The 24813-nt window shown below is 69.8% G+C and carries 18 protein-coding genes and 1 pseudogene; 3 read left to right on the forward strand and 16 right to left on the reverse strand.

Annotation, left to right across the window (positions count from 1 at the left end; all coding sequences use genetic code 11):
• Positions 1 to 3 precede the first annotated feature (3 nt).
• The 11 genes from murC to mraZ all read right to left on the reverse strand — a co-directional run bounded on the left by murC (position 4) and on the right by mraZ (position 14556).
• Positions 4 to 1632 carry a UDP-N-acetylmuramate--L-alanine ligase gene (gene murC, locus M6D93_RS12850; RefSeq protein ID WP_249769653.1) on the reverse strand — a complete coding sequence of 543 codons (1629 nt, stop codon included), beginning with the start codon at positions 1630 to 1632 and terminating at the stop codon, positions 4 to 6.
• Complete coding sequence (locus M6D93_RS12855) at positions 1616 to 2725, reverse strand: UDP-N-acetylglucosamine--N-acetylmuramyl-(pentapeptide) pyrophosphoryl-undecaprenol N-acetylglucosamine transferase (RefSeq protein ID WP_249769655.1); 1110 nt, start codon at positions 2723 to 2725, stop codon at positions 1616 to 1618. The genes murC and M6D93_RS12855 overlap by 17 nt, the downstream gene beginning before the upstream one ends.
• Positions 2722 to 4278, reverse strand: a complete 1557-nt coding sequence (gene ftsW, locus M6D93_RS12860; RefSeq protein WP_249769657.1) for a putative lipid II flippase FtsW — start codon at positions 4276 to 4278, stop codon at positions 2722 to 2724. The genes M6D93_RS12855 and ftsW overlap by 4 nt, the downstream gene beginning before the upstream one ends.
• Entirely contained in the window at positions 4275 to 5720 is a 1446-nt protein-coding gene (gene murD, locus M6D93_RS12865) for a UDP-N-acetylmuramoyl-L-alanine--D-glutamate ligase (RefSeq protein WP_249769659.1), read from the reverse strand. The genes ftsW and murD overlap by 4 nt, the downstream gene beginning before the upstream one ends.
• Entirely contained in the window at positions 5717 to 6811 is a 1095-nt protein-coding gene (gene mraY, locus M6D93_RS12870; protein ID WP_249769660.1) for a phospho-N-acetylmuramoyl-pentapeptide-transferase, read from the reverse strand. The genes murD and mraY overlap by 4 nt, the downstream gene beginning before the upstream one ends.
• Positions 6808 to 8226, reverse strand: coding sequence for a UDP-N-acetylmuramoyl-tripeptide--D-alanyl-D-alanine ligase (locus M6D93_RS12875; protein ID WP_347343489.1), 1419 nt, complete (start codon positions 8224 to 8226; stop codon positions 6808 to 6810). The genes mraY and M6D93_RS12875 overlap by 4 nt, the downstream gene beginning before the upstream one ends.
• On the reverse strand, positions 8223 to 9791 hold the full coding sequence (locus M6D93_RS12880) for a UDP-N-acetylmuramoyl-L-alanyl-D-glutamate--2,6-diaminopimelate ligase (RefSeq protein ID WP_249769662.1): 1569 nt from the start codon (positions 9789 to 9791) through the stop codon (positions 8223 to 8225). Before M6D93_RS12880 ends, M6D93_RS12875 begins: the two co-directional genes overlap by 4 nt.
• 96 nt (positions 9792 to 9887) lie before the next feature.
• Positions 9888 to 11633 (reverse strand): peptidoglycan D,D-transpeptidase FtsI family protein, encoded by a 1746-nt coding sequence (locus M6D93_RS12885; RefSeq protein WP_249769663.1) that lies wholly within the window; start codon positions 11631 to 11633, stop codon positions 9888 to 9890.
• A 433-nt stretch (positions 11634 to 12066) separates the two neighbouring features.
• The gene (locus tag M6D93_RS19705; RefSeq protein ID WP_488230380.1) at positions 12067 to 12609 is read right to left on the reverse strand and encodes a hypothetical protein; all 543 of its coding nucleotides are present in this window, start codon (positions 12607 to 12609) and stop codon (positions 12067 to 12069) included.
• A gap of 254 nt (positions 12610 to 12863) precedes the next feature.
• Positions 12864 to 13889, reverse strand: a complete 1026-nt coding sequence (rsmH, locus tag M6D93_RS12895; RefSeq protein WP_249769665.1) for a 16S rRNA (cytosine(1402)-N(4))-methyltransferase RsmH — start codon at positions 13887 to 13889, stop codon at positions 12864 to 12866.
• 238 nt (positions 13890 to 14127) lie between these two features.
• On the reverse strand, positions 14128 to 14556 hold the full coding sequence (mraZ, locus tag M6D93_RS12900; RefSeq protein WP_249769666.1) for a division/cell wall cluster transcriptional repressor MraZ: 429 nt from the start codon (positions 14554 to 14556) through the stop codon (positions 14128 to 14130).
• Positions 14557 to 15172: 616 nt separating this feature from the next.
• Between mraZ and M6D93_RS12905 the strand changes: the two genes are divergently transcribed.
• From M6D93_RS12905 to M6D93_RS12915, 3 genes are read left to right on the forward strand one after another with little or no spacing between them, the layout of a single operon-like run.
• The gene (locus M6D93_RS12905; RefSeq protein ID WP_347343638.1) at positions 15173 to 16123 is read left to right on the forward strand and encodes an AAA family ATPase; all 951 of its coding nucleotides are present in this window, start codon (positions 15173 to 15175) and stop codon (positions 16121 to 16123) included.
• A 17-nt stretch (positions 16124 to 16140) separates the two neighbouring features.
• A complete protein-coding gene (locus M6D93_RS12910; protein WP_249769669.1) occupies positions 16141 to 17430 on the forward strand; it encodes a DUF58 domain-containing protein in 1290 nt (429 codons plus the stop codon).
• The gene (locus tag M6D93_RS12915; protein WP_249769671.1) at positions 17427 to 19808 is read left to right on the forward strand and encodes a transglutaminase TgpA family protein; all 2382 of its coding nucleotides are present in this window, start codon (positions 17427 to 17429) and stop codon (positions 19806 to 19808) included. Before M6D93_RS12910 ends, M6D93_RS12915 begins: the two co-directional genes overlap by 4 nt.
• Before the next feature lie 148 nt (positions 19809 to 19956).
• Here M6D93_RS12915 and M6D93_RS12920 read toward each other — a convergent pair whose 3' ends face one another.
• The 5 genes and pseudogenes from M6D93_RS12920 to cobA all read right to left on the reverse strand — a co-directional run bounded on the left by M6D93_RS12920 (position 19957) and on the right by cobA (position 24762).
• Positions 19957 to 20343 carry a DUF3040 domain-containing protein gene (locus tag M6D93_RS12920; protein WP_249769673.1) on the reverse strand — a complete coding sequence of 129 codons (387 nt, stop codon included), beginning with the start codon at positions 20341 to 20343 and terminating at the stop codon, positions 19957 to 19959.
• Between the two features lie 578 nt (positions 20344 to 20921).
• Positions 20922 to 22121, reverse strand: a pseudogene (locus M6D93_RS12925) (DNA polymerase IV); the annotation flags it as partial.
• 14 nt (positions 22122 to 22135) lie between these two features.
• A complete protein-coding gene (locus M6D93_RS12930) occupies positions 22136 to 22882 on the reverse strand; it encodes a class I SAM-dependent methyltransferase (protein WP_249769677.1) in 747 nt (248 codons plus the stop codon).
• Positions 22883 to 22910: 28 nt separating this feature from the next.
• Complete coding sequence (locus M6D93_RS12935; RefSeq protein WP_249769679.1) at positions 22911 to 23312, reverse strand: SAV_6107 family HEPN domain-containing protein; 402 nt, start codon at positions 23310 to 23312, stop codon at positions 22911 to 22913.
• A 259-nt stretch (positions 23313 to 23571) separates the two neighbouring features.
• On the reverse strand, positions 23572 to 24762 hold the full coding sequence (cobA, locus tag M6D93_RS12940) for a uroporphyrinogen-III C-methyltransferase (protein WP_249769681.1): 1191 nt from the start codon (positions 24760 to 24762) through the stop codon (positions 23572 to 23574).
• Between the last annotated feature and the right edge of the window lie 51 nt (positions 24763 to 24813).

Below are 24813 nucleotides of genomic sequence, written 5' to 3' on the forward strand. Positions count from 1 at the left end.
TCGTCATTGCTCGCCGCCGGTGCCGGGTTGCCCATCGCCGAGAAGAGCCAGGATCTCGGCACACAACAGATGGACGTCACCGATTCCCATCGTCATGACGACGTCGCCGGCCCGACTGAGCGCGGCGACCCGGCCGGCGGTGTCCGACCAGCGAGGTTCGTAGACGAGGCGGTCCGCCGGCAGCGGAATGCGTTCTGCGATCAGGGCACCGGTGACGCCGGGAATCGGTTCCTCCCGGGCGGGAAAGATGTCCATCACCACCGCGACGTCAGCGATCGCCAAAGCCTCGGCGAACTCCTGCGCAAAGGTCTGGGTTCTGCTGAAGGTCCCGGGTTGGAAGATGGCGACCAGCCGACCACGGCCACCGTCGGGCGCCGCGTGCTCTCCGATGATCGACCGCGCCGCGGACAGGGCAGCTCGCACCTCGGTGGGGTGGTGGGCGTAGTCGTCATAGACCCGCACTCCCCCGGCTTCGCCGTGGAACTCGAACCGGCGATGCACCCCCTGGAATTCACGCCAGATCTGCTCGACCCGATACGGATCGAAGCCGAGTTCGACGGCCACCGCGAAAGCAGCGGCGGCATTGAGGGCCATGTGACGGCCGAGCAACGAGCCGATCCGCAGCCGGTGGGAACGGCCCGAGGCCAGGCGCACCGTGAACTCGACGGAGTCCGGATGCTCGATGATGTCGCCGACACGGACGTCGGCGTCATCCGCGGTGCCGTAGGTGCGCACGGGCACCCCTTGCGCTCGCGCGTAGTCGGCGATCCGGCGCGCCCCGGCATCGTCGGCGCAGGCCAGCAGCAGACCCCCGCTGGGCGAGGAACGGTCGATACGGTCGACGAAGAGCTCGAACGCGCGAAAGACTCCTTCGAGGTCACCGTGATTTTCCAGATGATCGGCTTCGACGTTGGTCACGATGGCCAGTTCCGGCCGTAGGAGCAGGAACGAGCCGTCACTCTCGTCCGCCTCGACGATGAACAGTTCGCCGCTGCCGGCGTGCGCGTTCAATCCCGACTCGTAGAGGTTTCCCCCTATGGCGAAGGACGGATCGAGTCCGCAGGCCTGGGCGGCGACGGTGAGCAGCGAGGTCGTCGTGGTCTTGCCGTGGGTGCCGGCGATGGCGACCGCGCGCTTGCCGGTGATCATCGCGGCCAGGCCGGTCGCGCGCCGTATGACCCGCAGACCGCGGGACCTGGCCGCGGCGAGCATCTCGTGCCTGGGATTGATGGCGGTGGTGTACACGAGCGTGTCGGTGTCGTCGAGCAGGCTGAGCGGATGGCCGATCGTGACGGGAATCCCCAGTGCCCGCAGGGCGGTCACGGTGACCGAATCACGGCCTTCGCTCCCGGACACGTCCAGACCTCGGTCGAGCATGATCCGCGCCAGACCACTCATGCCGGCGCCGGCGATACCCATGATGTGGACGCGACCCAGGTCCTCGGCGGCGGGGATCTGCTCGGTCGCGGCGGAGGCGACCAGCGCGGCCCCAGGGGCCTGCCAACCTTCGGGTCGCTGGTAGCTGGATTGGCTGCGGGTAGCTGCATCCGGCAGCCACTGGCGAGGCCCCGCACCGGCGTCGTCGGACGACGCCGTGGACGAGCTGTCGGATTCCTCAGGAGTGGTGACCACGCGCCACCTCCAATACCGCTCGTGCCATTGTCTCACCGGCGTGGCGGGTGCCCGCGCCGCGAGCCGCAGCGGTCATGGCCGACAACCGAGACGGGTCGAGCAGCACTCCCACGACGTTGTCGGCCACCCATTCGGGCGTGCACTCGGCGTCGCTGACGAGCAGTCCCCCGCCGGCTGCGACGATCGGCTCCGCGTTGAGGCGTTGCTCCCCGCCGCGTAGCGGTAGGGGCACGTAGGCGGCGGGAAGTCCCACGGCCGTGAGTTCGGCGCAGGTCATGGCACCGGAACGGCACAGCACGAAGTCGGCGGCCGCGTAGGCGTCGGCCATCGTCTCCAGATACGGCAGCACCCGGTAAGGAGCGTGACCCGCGGTGCGCTCCGGGGCCAGGACGGGATTCTTGGGACCGGCGATGTGCAGTACCTGCACGCCCGCGGCCTCGAACGCCGGGGCGGCTCCGAGGGCGGCACCGTTGATGCGCTGCGCGCCCTGCGAGCCTCCGGTCACCAGGAGCGTCGGCCGATCGGCGTCCAGCTTCAGCTTGCTTCGCGCGGCCGGGCGCGCCGCGGTCCGGTCGAGTTCGGTGATCGCCGGCCGCAGCGGGATCCCGATCGCGACACCGTGGCGGATCCTGACCGAGTCCGACGCGGTGAAAACGTGCGTGGTCAGGCGAGCCGCAAGCCGATTGGCGACGCCGGTACGGGCGTTGGCCTCGTGCACCACGATCGGAATCCCGCGTCGGCGAGCGGCGAGGTAGGCGGGGACCGCGACGTAGCCACCAAAGCCGACGACAACATCTGCCCCGACACGATCAAGAACGGCTGCGGCCGCGGCGACCGCCGCCCGCAGCTTGCCCGGCGTCTGAAGCAGCGCCTTGCCCGGCCTGCGCGGCAGCGGTACCGGCGGGATCAACTCCAGCGGGTATCCGCGGGCCGGAATCAGCGTCGTGTCCAGGCCGCGTTCGGTGCCCAGCGCCGTGATTCGGACGCTTGGCTCCAGTCTGCGGATGGCGTCGGCAACGTTCATCGCCGGCTCGATGTGACCGGCCGAATGGCCGCCGGCGATCACCACCGACAGGCCGGCTGATGCCGTCATCGGCCTCGGCCATTCTCGGTTCCGGTCGGGCGGAGGGCGTCCGCGCGGGCAGCGGCGGTCGAGCGTTGAGTCGTGGCAGGTGCAGCCGCGCGCTGAGCAGCCGCGCGTTGAGTCGCGCGTTGAGTCGTGTGAGGTGCCGCCGCGCGCTGAGCAGCCGTGCGTTGAGTAGTCGGAGGAGTTGCCGCGCGTTGAGTCGCGGTGCGCGGACGTCCCGCGGCGCGGCCGGAACCAGCCTCGCTCGTCGTGACACCCGAGGTACGGCTGCCGGCTGGGCGCACCTTGCGACGTACGACATCGGTGACGGCCGCCGGTCGGCCGAGGCGCAACCACCGGACCCAGCGCGGCGTCAGCCCGGCAGCCGCGGTCGTCGCCGCGGCACTCACCGCGGCTGGCTCGTGGCGCGCGAAGGACACGAGCATGCCCAGCACGCCGCAGGTGAGGATCAGCGACGTACCGCCGTTGGAGATGAACGGCAGCGGAATGCCGGTGACCGGCAGCAGCGCGGTCACATAACCGATGTTGATGAGGGCCTGGCCGGCGATCCAGATCGCGGTTCCGGCGGCGACCAGCCTGATGAACGCGTCGTTGCTGCGGAAGGCGATGCGCAGCGCGGCGTAGGTGAACAGGGCGAACAGGAGCAGCACGGCGGTGGTGCCGAGCAGGCCCAGCTCCTCTCCGACGACGGCGAAGACGTAGTCGGTGTTCGCGTTGGGTACCCAGCCGTACTTGAGGGTGCCGCGGCCGAGCCCGACACCGAAGACGCCGCCCGAGGACAGCGCCCACAACCCGTGCAGAGCCTGGAATCCGTGATGCTGCGGATCGAGGTTCGGATGCAGGAATGTCGTCAGGCGTTGCAACCGGTACGGCTCGGTCACGGCCATCACGGTGACCGCCCCGGCGATCAGGAGCACGATCACCGCGAAGAAACGAAACGGCAGGCCAACGGTCCAGAGCAGCCCGATGAGCAGCAGCATGAAGCACAGGCTCGTGCCGAGATCGGGTTCCATCATGACCAGGCCGATGATGGCGAGGAACCCAGGCACGAGCGGAACCAGCACGTGCCGGGCACTGTGCAGCGACTGCAGGGACTCCTTGCGCGCCAGCAGGTCTGCCCCCCAGAGCAGAACCGCCAGCTTGGCGAACTCCGAGGGCTGAACCGTGAACGGACCGAGCTGCAGCCAGCGGTGAGCGCCGTTGATCGTGACGCCGACCCCGGGAATGAGCACGCCGAGCAGCGCGACCAGCGCCAGGGCGAGGACGGGATAGGCCAGGCGCCGGTAGACGCGCGGTGGTATCCGCATCGCGAACCAGAACACCGGGACGCTCATGGTCAGGAACTCCGCCTCGCGGATGAGCTGGGACCAGATGTTGTCGCCGGTCGTGTGCAGCGAGGCCGAGATGGTCGTCGAGGCCGACATGAGCAGGCCGAAGAACAGCAATCCGCCGCCGGCGAAGGCGAGCAGTTGCAGGGAGGCGTACGGGCTCTCCAGGTAGCGGCCGGACGCACGGACGACCCGGGTGTCCGACACCCGGGAACGGATTCCGTTGATCACCGCGGCTGCTCCGGCGGCACCGGCCCCGTCACGGCACCGGGAAGTTGCCCGACCGCGCGGGCGAACGACTCACCGCGGGCGGAGTAGCTCGCGAACATGTCCAGTGATGCCCCGGCAGGCGCGAGCAGAACGACGTCGGAGGCGTGCGCCAGCGACGCCGCGGCCGCGACGACTTCCTGCATGGCCCCATCGTCCGTCCTTGACACGGTGATCACGGGGACATCCGGCGCGTGTCGCGCGAGAGCAGACGCGATCAGGTCCCGGTCCTGGCCCAGCAGGACCGCCGCGCGTAGCCGGGGGGCATGCCGGTCGACCAACTCGGCGATCGGAGCGCCCTTGAGCTGGCCGCCGGCGATCCAGACGACCGAGGGATAGGCGGCGAGCGAGGCATCGGCCGCGTGCGGGTTCGTCGCCTTGGAGTCGTCCACGTAGTCCACGTCGGAGACGGTCGCGACCAGCTGGTTTCGGTGCGGATCCGGTACGAAGGCCCGCAACCCGGCCGCGATCTGCTCCGGGCCCACGCCGGCCGTTTCAGCCAGCGCCGCGGCCGCGAGCGCGTTGGCCACGTTGTGCTCCCCCGGTGGCCGGATCTCGGCGGCGGGCAGGAGCACCCGGCCCTGGGCATCGCGAAGCAACCCGTCCACCACCCCGTAGCTGCCCGGACCGCCGTGGTGGGTGGAGAAGGTCAGCCTCGACGTTGCGGCCTCCTCCAACCGAGCCAGCACCGTCGGATCGTCCGCGTTGCCGATCGCGGTGTCACCGGCGAAGACCTTGGTCTTCTCCCGGGCGTAGGCCGACATCGTCCCGTGCCAGTCGAGGTGATCCGGTGCCACGTTGAGCAGGGCTCCGGCCAGGGGCGCGATCGTGGCCGAGTGGTGCAGCTGGAAGCTGGAGGCCTCCACGGCAAGCACGTCGTAGCCGGGGTCGGCCAGCACGGCGTCGATGATCGGCACGCCCACGTTGCCGACCGCCAACGCTCGGAGGCCGGCCGACCGCAGCACGGCCTCGAGCATTCGCACGGTCGTGGTCTTGCCGTTGGTTCCGGTGATCATCAACCAGGCGGCGGGGTCGTTGCCCCTGATCCGCCAGGCGAATTCGAGCTCTCCGAAGACCGGCAGCCCGCGCTGGTAGGCCTGCTGAAGCAGGAACTGGTCGGGACGCAGTCCGGGCGAGGTCACGACGAGATCGATACCGTCGGGAATCACCTCGACGGCACCGAGGAATTCGGCCCCCTCAGGCAGGCCGCCGCCGAGCCGAGCCGGGCCGGCGTCGGTCACGAGCACCGAGCAACCAAGCCGGACGAGGGCCCGGGCCGCGGAGGCACCCGCCACCCGCGCGCCGAGGACGAGCGCCCGGGCTCCGGCGAATTCCAGCCGGTCGGCGAATCGGGGCGAGGACGCGGCGCGCTCGGCCGGAGTCGGAACGGTCGAGGCGTCAGTCATCCGTAGGAGACGAATTCCGCGTAGAACAAGCCCATTCCGAACGCGACCGCGAGCCCCCCGACGATCCAGAACCGGACGATCGTGGTCACCTCGTCCCAACCACCCAGTTCGAAGTGATGGTGGAACGGCGCCATTCGGAACACGCGCCGGCCGGTGCCGGTCTTGATCCGGGTGAACTTGAACCAGCCCGTCTGGATCACGCTCGACAGGGTTACCACGGCGAACAGGCCACCCAGCACGACGAGCAGCAGTTCGGTCCGCGACAGGATCGCCAAGCCGGCCATCAGTCCGCCCAGGGCCATCGAACCCGTATCGCCCATGAAGATCTGCGCCGGCGAGGCGTTCCACCACAGGAAGCCGAAACAGGCACCCATCGCCGCGGCCGCGATGAGCGCCAGGTCCTGCGGATCTCGCACGATGTAACAGCCGGCCGGATGCCGCACGCCGCAGACGTTCTTGAACTGGATGAAGGTGATCAGGGTGTAGGCGCCCATCACCATCGCGGCGCTGCCCGCCACCAGCCCGTCCATCCCGTCGGTCAGGTTCACCGCGTTCGTGGTGGCTGTGACGATGAGGTAGGCCAGCACGAGGAAGCCGACCACGCCGAGGGAGAGCGGGGCGAGATCGCGAACGTAGGAAAGGTGTTTCGACGCCGGGGTCAGGCCGTTGTGTGCCTTGAACATCATCGCTCCGGCGCCGAACACCAGGGCGACGCCCAGCTGCCCGAGGAATTTCGCCCGGGCCCGCAAACCGAGATTGCGCCGTCGTCGCAACTTGATCAGGTCGTCGAGAAAGCCGACACCGCCCGAACCCAGCATGAGAAACAGCAACAACAGCCCGGAGGCGGTCGGTCCGGCGTGATCGTGCCGGACGGCGGCCACCAGATGCGCGGCGACGTAACCCACGATGGTCGAGCCCATGATGGCCACGCCGCCCATGGTCGGCGTTCCCCGCTTGATCAGGTGGCTCTGCGGACCGTCCTCGCGGATCTCCTGACCGAAGCCGTGGCTGCGGAAGTACCGCACGACCAGCGGAGTGCACAGGATGGAGGTCATCAGGCCGAACAGGGCCGCGACCAGGATCGTCTTCACTGCACACCCTCCGCCAGGGCGACCGCGGCCGGACGCACGTGCGCCCGCACAATCGCCTCGGCCACTCGTTCCATGCCCACCGAGCGGGACGCCTTGACGAAAACCACGTCACCGGGCTCGAGAATGGCCCTCAAGCGCTCGGTGGCGGCCTCGACGTCGGCCACCGCTTCCACATCCGTCATGCCGGCCTGCTCGGCGCCGTGGCGGATACCGGAAGCGGCCCGCCCGACGATGAGGGCCCGGGCGACGCCCAGATCCGCGACCGCGCGGCCGACCCGGACGTGTTCGGCCTCGGAGGCGTCACCGAGCTCGGCCATCTGCCCGAGTACCGCTACGGACCGGCGTCCGTGGCTCATCGACATCAGCGCGGCGAGTCCCGCCAGCATCGACTCCGGATTGGCGTTGTAGGCGTCATTGACGACCGTGATCCCGTCCTCGGTCGTGGTGACCTCCATGCGCCAACGCGACGACGCAGTCGCCGCCGACAACGCACGGCCGATCTCACCGACCGGCATGCCCAGCCGCCAGGCCGCGGCCGCGGCCGCGAGGGCGTTGCCGACCTGGTGCCGGCCGTGAACCGACAGCACGACCGGTGCGCTTTGCCCCGCGATCGACAGCAGGAACTCCGGCCGCCCGGACTCCGGTACCCGAAGGTCCACGGCCCGGACGTCGGCTTGTTCGGACTCGCCGAAGCGGATGACCTGTGCGGTGGTGCGCTCGGCCATGGCCGCCACCAGAGGGTCGTCGGCGTTGAGGATCGCCGCTCCCCCGTCAGCCTGCGACGGCAAGGCCTCGACGAGCTCGCCCTTGGCCTGCGCGATCGCCTGCACCGATCCGAACTCGCCGACGTGAGCGTGCCCCACGTTCAGCACGATCCCCAGCTGGGGACGGGCGATTGCGGTCAGGTGGGTGATGTGCCCGATGCCGCGCGCGGAGGTCTCCAGGACCAGGAATCGCGTGCCGGCGTCGGCCAGCAGCACCGTGTACGGATAGCCGAGTTCGTTGTTGAAGCTGCCCGGGGGCGCCACGGTCGTCCCGAGCCCCGACAGCACTTGAGCCAGCAGGTCCTTGGTCGAGGTCTTGCCGGACGAGCCCGTGACACCGATGACAGTCGCTGCCAGTCGGCGGCTCGCCGCGGTGGCCAATGCGCTGATCGCCGCGAGCGGATCGCTCACGACCACCGATCCGGTCGGCACCGAGCGGGTGGACAGCACAGCCACGGCCCCGGCGTCGACCGCGGCCTGGGCGTAGTCGTTGCCGTCGGCGCGCTCGCCCGGGAAGGCGAGAAAGAGGTCGCCGGGACGGACCCGGCGGCTGTCGAATTCTGCGCGGCCGGTGACTTCGACGTGAGGATCGAGGTGATCGGGACGCCCTCCGACGATGCGGGCGATTTCCCCGACGGTCATCGGGATCACCGTCCGCTCACCCCCTGTTCCGTCATCGTGTCGGCCGACGGGCCCGGCGCGTCTGCCACCTGGTAGCCGGCGTGCGCCAAGGCCTGCGCCAGCACCGTCACATCGTCGAAAGGCAGCATATCCGCCCCCACCTGCTGGCCCGTCTCGTGCCCTTTGCCGGCCACCAGCACGGTGTCGCCGACCCGCGCCACCGCGACCGCCCGCTCGATCGCCGCCCGGCGGTCTCCGATTTCCTCGATGAGGGCGGGCCGATCGGCCGCCACCGCGCGGGCACCGGCAAGCATCGCGGCGCGGATCGTGGCCGGGTCCTCCGAGCGCGGATTGTCGTCGGTGACGATCAGCAGGTCGGCGGCGCGGGCGGCTACCTCACCCATGAGCGGCCGTTTGCCGCGGTCGCGGTCACCGCCACAGCCGAGCACGATGATCAGGCGCCCGGCGGTCAGCGGGCGCAGCGCCTGCAGGGCCGAGCTCACGCCGGCCGGCTTGTGGCTGTAGTCGACCACCGCCAGGAACGGCTGGTCACCGTCCACCCGCTCCATCCGTCCCGGGACCTGGGCGGCGGCAACTGCCGGGGCCGCCCGCGCCGGGTCGACCTCCAACTCGGCGAGCACCGCCAGGGCCAGCAGGGTGTTGGCGATGTTGTACGCGCCCGGGATGCGACATCCCGCGGCGAAGCTGCGACCCGGTCCCCGCACGGTGAACCGGGTCGACCCATCGGAGCCGACGACGACGTCGGAAGCGGTCCAGTCCGCACCGCCGCTGGTGGACACGGTGATGCGGCCGGGCTCGACCAGCCGTCGACCCCACTCGTCGTCGACCACGACGATCTCGCGCCGGGCACGTCCGTCGAACAACATCGCCTTGGCCGCGAAGTAATCCTCCATGTCGGAGTGGAAGTCCAGGTGGTCCTGCGACAGGTTGGTGAACGCGCCGACCGCGAAGCAGACACCCCCGACCCGACCCATGCGCAGTGCGTGGGACGAGACCTCCATGCCGACAACGTCGATCGAGTCCTCCACCATCGCGGCCAGCAGTGCTTGCAGCTGGTCTGCCTCGGGGGTCGTGAAGGCGGTCTTCACCGATCGCGTACCGAAGAACACACCGACGGTGCCGATGAGGCCGACGTGCCGACCGGCGGCCGCCAGACCCGCCCGAACCAGGAACGTGGTGGTCGTCTTGCCCGACGTACCGGTGATCCCGTACAGCGAGAGCGCCTCGCTGGGATGCCCGTAAACCGCTGCCGAAACCGGCCCGAGGTCGTCGCGGGGACGCGCGGCGAGCAGCACGGGCACGGTGAGGCCGGCGGCTCGAACGGCACGTAACCCCTCGCCGTCGGTGAACACGGCCTGCGCGCCGGCCGCAACCGCGGCAGCCGCGAACCGGGCGCCGTGGCCGCTGCCGCCAGGCAGTGCGGCGAAGAGGTCTCCGGGCAGTACCGCCGTCGAGCTGGAGGTGATTCCGGAGACCGAGATCTCCGGACCGCCGTCCAGGATCAGCGAGCCGGTGGCCAGGGCACCGAGCGGGGTCGGCGGAACGTGGCGCGGACGCAACGGCGTCTGGACCACCTCGTACCCCTTTCGTTACGCGATCGGACCGGCGGCCGACCACCCTGCCACGCTACCCAGGCCCGATCGGATCGCGGTCGGGTCGGCTGCGGGCCGCTACTGACCAAGGGTCAGCGGGACCAGCTTTCCGACCGATCCGGACGCGGCGATCTTGGCCGCGGCCAATTCGTAGGAGGCGATCTCGTGGAACAGCGGAGCGGCGACATCGCCACCCTCCAGCCCGTGCGCGGGATTGTTGATCATGATCGCCACCGCGAAGCGCGGGTTGTCCGCCGGTGCCATCCCCGCGAAGGTGTCCCAGTAGACCGAGTCGGAGTACACGCCCGTCTTCGGATCGGGTTGCTGCGCCGTGCCGGTCTTGCCCGCCACCCGGTAACCCGGGATCGCCGCCCGCACACCGGTTCCGCCCTTCATCGTGACCGACTCCAGCATGGTACGAACGGTTTGGGCGGTCTTGGGCGAGACGACGGTCACCGCTGCCGGCTGCTGGGTCTGGCTCACCGAGCCGTCAGCCTTGGTCACGGACTGAACGATGCGTGGCGCGATCCGCTTGCCGTCGTTGGCGATCGCCTGGTACATCGACGCCAACTGCAGCGAGGTCATCGCGACTCCCTGACCGATCGGAAGGTTGGTGAACGTCGAGGGCGACCAGGTGCTGAGATCCGGCAGCAGGCCGCTGCTCTCCCCGGGGAGCTCGACGCCGGTGGCCTGGCCCAGACCGAACTTCTTGAGGTAGTCGTAGAAGCTCTGCTCCCCCACCCGCTGGGCGATCTCGAGCGTGCCGACGTTGGAGGACTCCGCCAGCACCCCGGTCGCGGTGAACTTCTGCACCGGGTGCCACCAGGCGTCGTGAATGGTCACGCCCCCCGCCTGGATGCTGTCGGGCACGCTCAGGACCGTCCGCGGCGTGATCAGGCCCTTCTCGATTGCGGCGGACATGGTGACGATCTTGTTCGCCGAGCCCGGCTCGAAGACCTGCTGGATGTTCGGGTCCAGTGGCTGATTCGCGCCGATCGTCGAGGGGTCCTGGGCATCGAACGTGCCGCTGGAGGCCAGCGCCAGCACCTGCCCGGTCTTGACGTCCAGGATCGCGACCTGCCCGTTGCGGGCCTGGGAGGCCTTGATGGCCGAATCCAGGTAGTGCTGGGTGATGTACTGCAGATCCTGGTCGATGGTGAGCTGCACCGTGCCGCCGTCCACGGCGTTCTTGCGCTTGATGGCACCGGCAGGGTTGACGTTGCCGTTGGCGTCGAGCTCGTAGTCCACCGCGCCGTCGGTGCCCTTGAGCATGGCGTCGTAGCTCTGTTCGATACCCGCAGCACCGGTGCCGTTCGAGTGCACCAGGCCGACGACGTTGGCCGCGGTGGTACGTCCCGGATAGAGCCGCTGCAGCGTCGCCTGGCTGAAGATGCCCACCAATGGCTTGCCCCGCAGAGTCAGGTTCTCCACCTGCTGGGCCAACGCCGGCGGCAACGCGGTACCGAGCAGGGCGTAGCGGGAATTACTCGACAGCAACTGGGTAATCGTCATCACCGGCCGGCTGACGATCGGCGCGATCATGCTCGCATAGCTGGCCCGGTCGGCGGGCGCGATCATGCTGGGATCAGCCACGATGTCCTTGGCGTCGGCGGTGTAGGCCAGCGATATTCCGTTGCGGTCCACGATCGACCCGCGCGCGGCATGCAAGGTCACTCCGCCGAGGCTCTGCTGGGTCGCTGCGTTGGCGTAGCCCCCGGAATCCAGGCCCTGCAACCAGACCAGCCGCACGAAGACCACCGACAGCAGCAGGCACACGATCACGACGCCGGACCGCACCCGCTTGGCGGCCTGCCCGAGCCGCATGCGCTTCGCCTGGGCCTTTCGTCGAGCGGCCGGCGCCTGGGCCCCACGTGGTGCCGGGCGCGTCGGTCCGACCTTGGCCGCGCTCTGGGGACGCGGCCGACCGGGCGTTGCGGCGCCGGGACGGGGTCCGCCGCGGTTCGCTTGCGCCGGTCGCACCGGAGGCTGGCCGAGGTTCGGACGAGCCGGCCGCACCGGCGGCTGGCCGCGGTTCGGACGAGCCGGCCGCACCGGAGGCTGGCCCAAGCGTTGAGGTTGCCCTTGTTGCGCGGCACCCGGGGTCGACGTTGCCCTCGTTGCTTCGCCACGGCGTTGAGGTTGCCCTTGTTGCGCGGCCGGCGGACGCTGACCGTCGCGAGCCTGTGGGCTGCGCTGAGGCGGCTGAGGCTGATGAGGCTGATGAGGTCCGCGAGGCGGCTGAGGCGGTCGGTTCATGTCAGTGACCCCGGGATGGTGTGGACGACGGTGTGATGGACGGCTTCGGCATCGACTGCGGCGCGGACTTCGGTGCCGACTTCGACACGGTGACCGTGGGTTTGCTCGCGGTGCCGGCCGAGGAGCGTGCACTGGCCGTCACCGTCACCGTGACCACCGGACGGCCGGGGCTCGACGTCGCGCCTGCACTCGCGCGCGGACTGGCGCTCGGGGTCGAGGTCGGCTTCGGCGTCGGCTTCGGCGTCGGCTTCGGCGTCGGCTTCGGGGCGGGCGCGACGGTGGCTGGGGTCGGGGACCCGAGCACACTCACCGTGCCGTCACGGTTGATCCGAAGGAACGCAGGGTTCGGGTTGGGGACCAGGCCGAGGCTGGCCGCCGCCGCTGCCAGTGCGGCCGGCGCCTGCTTGGCCGCGAGATCGCGCAGCAGTTGTTGTTCGCTGTCGGAGGTCGTCGAGTTGTTATCGCTGACCGTACGGTTCTGTACCTCCAACGCCGCCGACGCGGTGTTGAGCGCCAGCAACGCACACAGTCCGCCGGCGAGCATGCCGCCCAGGATCACCGGAAGTGGGAGCCGACGTCGTCGGGTGACCTGCAGTCCCGGAGGCAGCGCGGCGGACAGGGCGGCGTCCGATGCTGCCGCCCGCGTTGCCGACGACGTTGCCGACCGCGTTGCCGACGGCGCTGCCTTCGAGCCCGGGGTGGAGGTCACTCGGGGACGTACCCCAGCCGCCCGCGCGGGATGGTTGAACCGCAAGGCGGGTCGGGTGGGCGGGGTGTCGTCGGAGGTGATGCGACGGCTCACGCTGCTGCCTTCCTGATGCGTTCCGCGGCCCGCAGGCGGACGGAGGCGGCCCGAGGGTTCTCGGCGATCTCGGGTTCGGAGGCCGGCTCCGAGCCACGGCTCAACAACTGCAACTGCGGGCCGGCCTCGGCGAGGGTGACCGGCAGGCCCGGCGGGGTTCGGTCGACTGCCAGTTCGGCCAAGGCGCGCTTGACGATCCGGTCCTCCAGCGACTGGTAGGACAGCACGACGATCCGTCCACCCACGGCCAGGGCGGACAGGGCCGCGGGAATAGCCCCGGCGACCGCCTCGAGCTCTCGGTTGACCTCGATGCGCAGGGCCTGGAAGGTGCGCTTGGCCGGATGCCCACCCGTACGGCGGGTGGCGGCAGGAATCGCCTCGCGCACCAGTTCGGCCAGTTCCGTCGTGGACTCCAAGGGAGCCGACCGGCGACGACGTCCGATGGCCTGGGCGATCCGCAGCGCGAAACGCTCCTCGCCGAACTCCCTCAGCACCCGCGCCAGTTCGGCAACGGGGTAGGTGTTGACCACCTCATGCGCGGTCAGCGCGTCCGCCGGGTTCATCCGCATGTCCAACGGTGCCGGCTGGGAGTAGCTGAACCCCCGCTCGGTAACGTCCAGTTGCATCGAGGAGACGCCGAGATCGAACAGGGCGCCCTGGATCTCACCGACGCCGAGCCGGTCCAGGATGTCGGGCAGCTCGTCGTAGACGGCGTGCACCAGTTCCACGCGGGCGGCGAACGGGGCCAGCCGCTCGGCGCTGAGTCGCAGCGCCTCGGTGTCCCGGTCGAGCCCGATCAACCGCAGGCCGGGATGTGCCTGCAGCAGAGCCTCACTGTGGCCGCCCAGGCCGAGCGTGGCGTCCACCACGACCGCGTCCGCGGCCGCGAGTGCCGGTGCGAGCAGACCCAAGACCCGGTTGAGCAGCACTGGCACATGGACCGGCCGCGCGGGGAAGTCCGGGGACGCCGGGCGGGACGCCGGGTCGGCGGGGTCTGACCCCGGCGGCTCGGGATTACCCATCTGCTGATCCTCCGTGCGGTGATGGCGGTTCGACTACGTCGGTCAGGCCGGTGCGGTGCGGTGCGGGCGATTGGGGTGGGGGACGGTGGGGAGTTCGGACGAGCGGACGATCTCGCGCTAGCGGGTCCCCGCCCGCCGGTCCCTGCCCTGGCGCCGGGGAAGTGCGTCAGGACGGGGAACTGGGCGGGAGGAGGCCGACCGGCACGATGTCCGCCAGGGCGGAGCGTCGCCGGAGGTCCTAGAGCAGGCCGGGCAGCACCTCCTCGGCGTCGGCGAACGATTGCTCGGTGGATTCGAGGTAGCTCTGCCACGCGTGGGCGTCCCAGACCTCCACGCGGGTGTTGGCGCCGATCACCACGCAGTCCTTGCTGAGGCCCGCGTAGTCGCGAAGCGGCGCGGGGACAGTGATGCGGCCCTGGTTGTCCGGAACCTCGTGGGACGCGCTGGCGAAGAAGACGCGGCTGTAGTCCCGCACGCTGCGCTGGGTCACGGGCGCTTCCCGGAGCAGGCCGGTGATCCGGTTGAACTCCGTCATCGGGAAGACGAACAGGCATCGTTCCTGACCTTTGGTGATCACCAGCCCGCCCTCCATTTCCGTCCGGAACCGCGCGGGGAGCGCCAGGCGGCCCTTGTCGTCGAGTCGAGGGGTATGGGTGCCGAGGAACACGACCCCTCCCCTCTCCAGCAGCCCGAGCCCGAACCGCCGCTCAACTCACAACTTCCCCACTTCGACCCACCATACCCCACCAGTCACCACAAAGGATCGGTGCGCTCGGGCGATTCTTAAGCGTGTCCCCCTAATTTCTTGGCCTGTACCGGGTGGGGGGCGGTGGGGAGTCCCGGCCTCCGCCGAGCCGCCGTCGCGGCCCGACGCCCCCAGCGCGGTCAGCACTCTGCCGAAGGGACTCACACCGACAGAGCCCCCGAACCACCGCCGGTGAGCCCTCGCTCAATCGTCGGAGGCCTGCCGTGAGCGCGCGGAGCAACGTAGAGTCACGCCGAACATGGCGAATGTCGAGTTGGCGTGAAGACCGCTCGACAGATCGAATGTTGTCGACAACGCTTGACGGTGAGCCGGTTCGTCGCCGGCACGGGGACACGGACAGGACGGACCACGAGTGACGCACGCAGCACCCCTGGCGGGATCCGGTGATTTCGGTCCTGCCCAGGGCAACGATCCGTCCAAGGGCTCAGAGCTGGACGGGCGGGCCTCTTACCCGACGACGAACAGCACGGACCTCGGTCCGGACTCGTTCTCCGGAGGCGGCTCGGCCCGCCAGCGGGTGGACGTCAGCGACGTCGCGGCCGCCGCCGCCCGCATCGTGGACAACATCGAGAAGGCCATCGCCGGCAAGTACGACGTGATCCGGCTCGGGGTCACAGTGCTGCTGGCTGAAGGACACCTGCTGATCGAGGACGTTCCGGGCGTGGGAAAGACGACCTTCGCCAAGGCGCTGGCCCGTTCCATCGACAGCACCGTCCGCCGGATTCAGTTCACACCCGACCTGCTGCCCTCGGATGTGACGGGCGTGAGCGTGTTCAACTCCGATTCGACCGAGTTCGAGTTCAAACCGGGTCCGGTGTTCGCCAACATCCTGCTCGGTGACGAGATCAACCGCGCCTCCCCCAAGACGCAGGCGGCGCTGTTGGAATGCATGGCCGAGCGGCAGGTCACCGTCGACGGCACGCGCTACGAGCTGCAGTCACCCTTCCTCGTCCTGGCCACCCAGAACCCGGTGGAGATGGAGGGCACCTACGCCCTGCCGGAGGCCCAGCGCGACCGGTTCACGGCCAAGATCTCCCTCGGCTATCCCGATCGTGCGGCCGAAGTGGCCATGTTGTCCGACCAGACGACCTCTGATCCGATCGACGAGCTCAAGCCGGTCGCCGATGCCGCCGGAATCCGAGCGCTCATCGAAGCCGTCCGCCACGTGCACGTCGCCGAGGCGATCAAGGACTACGTGGTTTCGCTGGCCGAGGCGACCCGTAACCATCCCGAGATCCGGCTCGGCGCCTCACCGCGCGCCTCGCTCCACCTGCTGCGAACGGCCAAGTCGAGCGCCGCGATCTCCGGCCGGGATTACGTCCTGCCCGACGACGTGCAGCAGCTGGCGGTTCCCGTGCTGGCCCACCGGATCATTCCGGCCCCGGCCGCGACCGTCGCGGGGCACTCCCCTGAGGAACTGGTCGCTGCCATCGTTGCCCGCACCGCCATCCCGACCGCGACCCGCTGAGCAGAACCGGTAACACGGTGGCCCCGAAACCGTACGACGCGCCCGTCGCCGGAGGCGCGCAACGCATCGGTCTGTCCAGCCGGGGCCGCACGTTCGTCACGGTCGGGATCATCTCCACGCTCGCCGGGCTCGTCCTCGGCGTGACCGACCTCCAGCGCGTCGGCGTCCTGCTGCTGGCGCTGCCCGTCCCCGCCTGGCTGGCGGTGCGGCAGTCCCGCGCCGGGCTCCGGGTCAGCCACGCGGTTCATCCCGAGCGGGTCGAGGTCGGCCAGCGAGTCGAGGTCCGGCTCACGCTGGGCAACCCCAACGCGTTCGCCACCGGACCGCTTCGAGTCACCGAGACCGTCCCCGGCGGTCGGCCGCTCCGCTTCAGCGTGGCGGGGATTCGCGGCCGCCAGCGCCGTACCGTGGCCTACCCACTGCCGCCGCTGCACCGTGGTCGATACCTGGTCGGCCCGACCGAAGTCACCGCCAGCGACCCGTTCTCGCTGGTGATGGCCAACAGCCGCTCCGCCGACACCGCCGAAGTGATCGTCCAACCACGACGCGACGTACTCGCTCCGCTGACCTTGCCGATGGCGTGGCAGGACGGCGGGGCGCACTCGAGTCACTCGGTGGGATCGGGAGGCTCGGACGACGCGTCGGTTCGCGATTATCGCTACGGCGACGACCTGCGCAAGATCCATTGGCGCAGCAGTGCCCGGTCGGGAAACCTCATGGTGCGGCAGGAGGAACGGCCCTGGCACGGACAGTGTCTGGTGCTGCTCGACTCCCGGATCACCGCCTACCCGGTCAGGCCCGGCGAGCGCGAGTCCCCGACCTTCGAATGGGCGGTGTCGGCGGCGGCCAGTATCGGCACGCATCTGGCTGAACGAGGACGAAGGGTGTTGCTGGTGACCGGGTCGGGCCAGGCGGTCCACGAAGACCAGCTGGCCATGCTCGATCTCCTGGCCGACACTCGACCTGCCTCCCGCGCCGACGTCGAGCCCCTGTCGGATTCGTTGCACGGCGTCGGGCGGGACGCATCGGTGTTCGCGATCCTGTCCTGCCACGATCGGGGTCAGCTGGCCAGCCTCGCGGCGCGGCCACGGCTTCCGGGTTCGGCGGTCGCGCTCCTGATCAAGCCGTGGACCTTCGAGCCCGGCTGGACCGCCGACGGCGATGCCGATCTGGAATCGGAAGCGCTGTGGCAGGAGATTTCCGGCCTGCTGCACGCCAACGGCTGGCGGGTGATCGGGGTGAGCTCCGCCGACGCACTGCCTACCTTGTGGCCCTACCTGCTGGCCACCGCCGGAGTGCGGCGATGACCGCGACGTCCGCCCGTCCTGCCGGAGCGAGCCGAGCGCAGCGGCCGGCCGGACGCACACCGAGCGGGCCGGCCGGGCCGGGCGCGCAGGCACGCGCCGAAGGTCGCTTGCTGGCGGTCGGCACCGCGACGGTGACGGCTGGGGTTCTGCTCACGATGCTGCCGATGAAGTCCGTCTACACCGACTGGACCTGGTTCTTCGCGTGCGCCGGTTGTGCCCTGCCCTACCTGGCGGTGGTGCTGCCGTTCCGGTTGCGGATGAAGAACGACTGGTGGCAGGTGTGGTTGGGCCTGCTTGCCTGCGTCGTCGTGTTGATCTGGGCGTTCCTGCCGCAGCATCTGATCGCGGGCGTGGTCCCGAGCCTCGGAACGGGATCGGACCTGCGCGCGCTGCTGACCGACGCCCACCAGAGCATGCAGGTCGAGCACGCGCCGCTGCCCTCGACGTCGGCCTTGCGGTTCCTCACCGCGGCCGCGGTCATCCTGCTGGTTGCTCTCGCCGATGCGCTCGGCGTCCTCATGCGACGACCGTTGTTGGCCGCTGCTCCGCTGCTGGAGGTCCTGGCGGTGGCCTCCGCGACCTCGGGGCGCGCAGCCGGACCGCTGGTCTTCGCGGGCGCCGCGATCGGTTTTCTGCTGATCCTGGTGGCGGGAACCCGACTGCAGGACCGTGACTGGGGCCCGTCCGTCGACGGCTCGGCGGGCCGGCTGGGCGGCGCGCGGCGAATGGCCGTCACAGGCATCATCGCGGCGCTGATCGTGCCCATCGTGCTGCCGTCGGTGTCAGTGAACCTGCTCGCCCGGGCGGCGCACCACAACGGGACCGGATCCGGATCGGGCAGCGGGTCGAACATCGAACTCAACGACACCGCGGACCTGTCCGGCTCGCTCAAGCGCGGTGACCCGGTACCGCTGCTCCAGGTCCACGTGGGCTCGACGGATCGTCCTTTCTACGTACGGCAGAAGGTGCTCGACGTCTTCGACAACAGCGGCTGGATCGCCTCCACCGAGGACGCCGCCGAGACCAGACCGGTCTACCGGCGCGATTTCTCCGCCGAGCCCGCGTTGACGTCCGGGAACCAGGACAGCACTCAGGTCAAGGAGATGCAGGCGCGCTTCCAGGTGCTACAGCTGGGCGGCAACAGCCTGCCGCTGCTGGCCAATCCGGTCGATCTTCAGGTGGGCATCGGGGCGCGCTGGGACCCGACGACCTCGACCGTGGCCGGTGCCAGCCTGAGCACGGGCGTCAGTTACTCCGAAACCGTCGCCCAGCCCGACCCGTCCGAGGCTGCGTTGCGCAACGCGCCGAGCTGGCGCCCGACGGGAAACACCGCCTTGGATGCCCGGTACCTGAAGTTGCCGCCCCAGCCGGCGGAGGTCACTCAGCTCGCCCAGCGTCTGACCGGCGGCCAGACCAGCGACTACGACAAGGCGCGTGCGATCTCGGCGTATTTCACCGACGCCGCCAATGGCTTCACGTACTCGCTGGAAACCGCGCCCATCGCCAACGGCGATTCGGCCCTGCTGAGCTTCCTGCACAACAAGCAGGGCTTTTGCCAGCAGTACGCCGCTGCGGCCGCGGTACTGATGCGGGCGGCCGGGCTGCCCAGCCGAGTCGTGCTGGGCTACACCCACCAGGGCCCCGACGCCGATGGCAACTTCACCGTCACGACGGCCGATGCGCACGCCTGGGTCGAGGTGTACTTCACCGCGATCGGGTGGATCCCGTTCGACCCGACTCCGCTGTCAGGCGTCGACTCTGCCCGCGCGGTCCCCCTGCCGTGGGCCACCCACGCGACTTCAGCGCCCTCGAACTCAGCCAGCGCTACGACTTCGAGGTCGCGGACCAACGATGTTCCCAGCGCGCGCAGGACGGATGCCGCCCAACAGAACAGCACGACCGGCGGTGGCTCCGGGCTGCACGTCCCCTGGAAGCATCTCGCGATCGCGCTGGCCGTCATCCTGGCGGTTCTGTTGCTCGTGACCGGCCCGCAACTGCTACGACGTCGCCAGCGGCATCGCCGTTTCGCGCGCGCGATCGGCTCCGGAAGCCCTGAACCGCTCTGGGAGGAGCTGGCCGCAAACGCGGTCGACCGCGGCCAACTCTGGCCGGAGACCGTAACAGTGGGCCAGGTCCCCGGTTGGCTCCGCGAGCACGGTGTGGACGTGCGGGGCTCGGAGGCGGTTGCGGCACTCGCGCTCCAGGTCGAGCGCGCTCGCTTCAGTAGCACCGGAGCGAGCGGAGTGGATGAGTCGGCCGTCACCGGAGTCGACCAGGCCATGCGGCGGTGGGGTCGACGGGCCGAGCGACGCCAACGCATCGGGCGCTGGCTGCTTCCCGCGTCCGTGATCCGGCGCTCGACCGACCATCGGCGCTGACCGCGCTCGGCTGACGAGTCGGCGTGCCGCAACTGACCGGCCCGGCGCTCCATCCAGCCGCGCTGGATGACCGCGTTCCCGGGCTCGCTGACGACACTGCCCACCCGGCAGGAGCCGAGTGGGCAGATGCGTCAGGCGTGGTCGCGCGTCAGCTTTCGTCGAAGCGTCGACGCATCCGATCTTCCATCTTGTTGCGCAGGCCGGATTGCTTGTTACTGCCACGCGAGTCGTTCGACCGCGGACCGAGCGGTATCGGACCATTTGTCTTCGGGCCGCGCAGCGCGCTTGCGGCGGCTACGCACGACCCGACGATGAGGACGAATCCGAGGACGCCCAACGGGATGATGTTGTTGGTCAGGCCTATGAGTACGACCGCCAGGCCTGCGATCACGCCGACAAAGGCCGCGACCAGCATCATTCGCGCCCGATTGCGCGGACGCGCCGACCGTACCGACGAGGCGAACTTCGGATCTTCGGCATACAAAGCCTGCTCGATCTGCTCGAGAAGGCGCTGCTCATGCTCGGAGAGCGGCACCGTGCCCTCCTATCCCTGCCGCACCCCAGTGTTCGAGCCGACGTCGGCTTGAGCGCCGTGCGGTGGTGCGTCCCGCGCGGCTGCCCTTATCCCACGAGCATACGAGTCGAATCGGCGGCGCGAAAGTTAAGTGAGCCGATTGCAGGCGCGCCATGGCTATTTGTTATCTCCGCAGGGGAATTAGGACGTCAATCCGGGGTCGGAGCGGCAATCCGGCCGCGTTTCACCGTCTCGGCCGCCGTTGCTGGAGACGAGCCGGAGCGCTGGTCCGCGCTCCGTGCGTCCGACGGCGCCGATTTCGATGGCACGGGCGTGCTGGCCGCGGGCAGGGACCGGGTGACCTCGTTCGCAGTTCTGCCCATTCCGATCAATGAGGCGGGACGCACCGTGGACTGGCCGAACCGTGCGGTGAGTGCATCGACGGCTCGCTCGGCGGCCGCATCCCGGTCACGCCGGCGGGAACTTCGCTCGTGGTCGCGGGCCGCAACGGGCCCGGTCGGGGCGGCTAGAGTTCGGGCGCTGTGCGCCGGCGGTAGTGCATGCGGAGGACCGTCCGCTCTGGTCCCGTCCCGTTCGAGGCCCGCCTGCGGCGCACCGGCCTCCGGCGCGCTTGCCTGCAGCGCACCGGCCCGGGGCATTCCGGCCCGCGGCGAGCCCGTTGGGAAGTCGAGCGCAAGCTGAGTGGGCTCGTCGGCGTTTCGCAGGTTCTCGGCCTTGACGCCGACCAGGCGAATCCGGGGACGGTCCAGGTGAAGTTCCCGGTAGAGCTGCATCGCGACCTCATGGATCGTCGCGGACGAGTTCGTGGGTTCGTCCAGGGTTCGGACCCTGGTGATGGTCGTGAAGTCAGCGAAGCGGATCTTGATGCCCACCGTCCGGGCCTGCCTGGCGTTCAGTCGCAATCGCTCCCCGACCTCGCCGGCCCCGCGGAGCAACTCACGCGCGACTTCGTCCTCCGTCTGCAGATCGTGGGCCAGAGTCCGATCGGTGGACACGGACTTCTCCGGAGCCCGCTGCACGACAGCTCGATCGTCACGACCGTTGGCCAGCGCGTGCAGATGTTCGCCCGCGGCGACGCCGATAGCTCGGCGCAGGGTGTCCAGCGGCGTCGCGGCCAGCTCGCCGACCGTGCGGATACCCAGGCCGTGCAGTGGAGCCGCGGTCTTGTCGCCGACTCCCCACAGCGCCGTAACCGGAAGGGGGTGCAGGAAGTCGAGCGTGCCGGCCCGCGGGACGACCCGCAGGCCGTCGGGCTTACAACTCGACGAGGCAAGCTTGGCGACAGATTTGATCGTGGCGATGCCGACCGAACAGGTGAGCTGCTGATCAGCCAGGACTCGAGCGCGAATCTGACGCGCGATCTCGGCTGGGCGGCCGAACAGCCCGATCGCTCCGGATACGTCGAGAAAGGCTTCGTCCAACGACAGGGGCTCGACCAGCGGGGTGAACTCAGCAAAGATCGCCATGATGGCGCGGGAGGCCTCGGTGTAGGCGCCGCGACTCGGCGAGATGACTACTGCCTGCGGACACAGCCGCAGGGCCTGGGCCATCGACATCGCGCTGTGCACCCCGAAGCGGCGCGCTTCGTAGGAGGCCGCCGCGACGACCCCTCGGCCCTCCATGCCGCCGACGACCACAGGCCGACCCCGCAGCTCCGGCCGGGAGCGAATCTCGACGCTGGCGAAGAAGGCGTCCATGTCCACATGCAGGACGGTGCAGCCTGTGTCGTCGCCGTCCGTCTCGCCCGCCGAGCGAGGGAGATTGCCGCTACGTCCCATGCCGACCCGCCATCTCAGGCGCCTGCGGCCGGACCGGCCCGACGGGCAATGATGTGCAGTCGAGCGGCGATGTCCCGATACGGCGCGCGCGTGCCTGCGACCTGGTCGAGTTCAGCAAGCGCGACTTGGGCACCTGGTCGTTCGAGTTCGATGCCCGGAACGAGATCGCTGAACACGCCGATACCGTCGATCTGATCGACGTGCAGACCCGCCGCCTCGCAGCGACGGGTCAGGGCGGGCACATCCCACTCAGCACTCTCGGACTGCCGGATCAGCGACAACGCACCGACCAGATCACCGGCGAGGGCGCGCCCGATGACCGCGGCGACCGGATTGGCCACCACGATGCTCACGACGCCCCCAGGCCTGAGTACACCCACGATCTCGGCCAGGGCCATCGTCACGTCGGAGACGTCTTCGAGGACCTCGTGGGCCAGGACCACGTCGAAGGCCTGAGCGGCCAGCAACGAATGCAGCCCCTCAGCTTCCCCCTGAACAGCGGTGACTCGGTCGGACACGCCAGACTCGGTGGCTCGGCGGACCAGGGTGCCCAGCGCGTCGATGCTGACGTCCACGACCGTGACCTCAGCGCCCATTACGGCCAGCGGCACCGCGAGACTGCCCGAACCACCGCCGCAGTCCAAGATGCTCAAGCTCTTGCCAGAAGGTACCGGCAGAGCCTGCACGAGCCCGTGCCACAACTGCGGCGACAGGCCACGCGGGACCGACGGGGTGGACGGCGCGGGCGGAAGGGTGCTCACGCCTGCAAACCCTAGCGTCGGCATCCGCTCAGCTCGCGAGGCCGATCGGCAATTGGCCGGCCATCCGCTCGGCGATCGCGATGAACTCACCGGCCGCGCGCAAGAGATCGTCGGCGTCGCGCTCGTTCACCACGCTGTGCGAACCAGCCTCGATCGCGGCGCGGCGCTGTGCACTGTCGGCGAAATAGGCCGACCATTCCGACAGCTCGGGGGCGACGACGTCGAGAAGCACCCAGGCACTGGTCGGCCGACGCCGTACGACGGCGGTCGGCCTGGCGCGCAGCGCCAGCAACGCGGCCGCGGCGCGCAGGGCGGCGACATGGGCGGCGCGATACTTCTCCGCCGGCTGCGGCTCGAGCACGGCCTCGGCCCAGGTCGTTTTGGCCTGACCCAGGAGAGCAAGCACGCTGGCGGGAATCGGACCGTACATCTCGTGTCACCTCGTTGTTGTGCAGTGGGCGGACTGGTGGCTGGGCCTTCGCGCGCGTCGATCATTCGAACGCTTGTTCGACTGTAGCAACCTGTCGTGCGGATCGCCAGCACGTTGGGGTGCCGACAAGGCCGACCTTAGGCGCGGGGTACGACATTCCCTGCGGGACCGAGACCGACCGAAACCGACCGAGACCGACCGAGACCGATGGATGCCGAGACCGAGCGAGACCGATGGAGGCCGAGCGAGATCGAGACCGTCACCAGCCGAGGGCGGCGACCTCACCGATGACGACAACGGCCGGCGCCGTGAGCCGAGCCGACGCAACCGCCTCCACCAGCCCTGACAGTGGCGCCCGTACGACCTGCTGCCCCGGCAACGTCGCGCGGTGTATCGCGGCCGCGGGTGTGTGTGGGGGACGGCCGTGGCTGATCAGCTCCTCGACGATGCCCGCGAGGGTGTCCACGCCCATCAGGACGATCAGTGTGGCCGGCCCGACCGCGAGCTCGGCCCAATTCCATCCCGCCTCGGCCCGCCCTGGATCGCGATGCCCCGACACCACTGCGAAATCGGCCGCGAGCCCCCGGTGCGTGACCGGGATTCCGGCCGCGGCGGGTGCAGCGACCGCGGAGGTGATGCCCGGGACCACGCTCACGTCCACCCCCGCGGACAGGCACGCGGCAACCTCCTCGCCACCCCGGCCGAACACGAACGGATCACCGCCCTTGAGCCGGACCACTCGCTTGCCCGCCAGCGCGCGCTCGACGATCACCGCGTTGATCTCGTCCTGGGTGAGGTTGTGCCGGTGCGCCGACTTCCCGCAGTCGATGATCTCGACCGAGGCGTCGAGCTGTTCGAGCAAGGCTCTGGGGGCGAGTCGGTCGGTGACCACGACGTCGGCCTCGAACACCAACCGCCGCCCGCGCACCGTGATCAGTTCGGGGTCGCCCGGCCCCCCACCCACCAGCGCGACGCTGCCCGCCGCAGCAGGTCGGGCAGGGCGGGCACCGAGGAGTCCGGTGTCCAGCGCGGCTGCGATCGCATTGCGCACGGCGACCGCCCGCCGCGGGTCATCGCCGGCGTTCACCGACAGGGTGAGGCCACCTGAGCGGAGGACTGACGGCACACGCGCGGTTCCGCCCGTCGCGTCGTCGGCACGGACGCAGAAGATCCGCCGCCGTTCGGCCTCAGCGGCCACCGCCGCGTTGACCTCGGGATCGTCGGTGGCGGCGACCACCAACCACGCTCCGTCCAGGTCGCCGTCGACGAACGCCCGCACCTGCGACCGGACCCCTAGAGCGGTGATGGCAGGCGAGATGTTCGGGGCGATGACCGTCAGCCTCGCCCCGCCGGCAACGAGTCCTTCGACCCGCCGGGTCGCCACGCCGCCGCCGCCGACGACGACGACCAGACGATCAGTGAGATCCAGCAGCAGGGGGGATCCGGTCACGCTCACGATTCTCGCGTGTCCAGCCGCCGCGCGGGCGAGCACTGCGAGCGG

The organism is Jatrophihabitans telluris (assembly GCF_023516435.1).
Taxonomy (GTDB): domain Bacteria; phylum Actinomycetota; class Actinomycetes; order Mycobacteriales; family Jatrophihabitantaceae; genus Jatrophihabitans_A; species Jatrophihabitans_A telluris.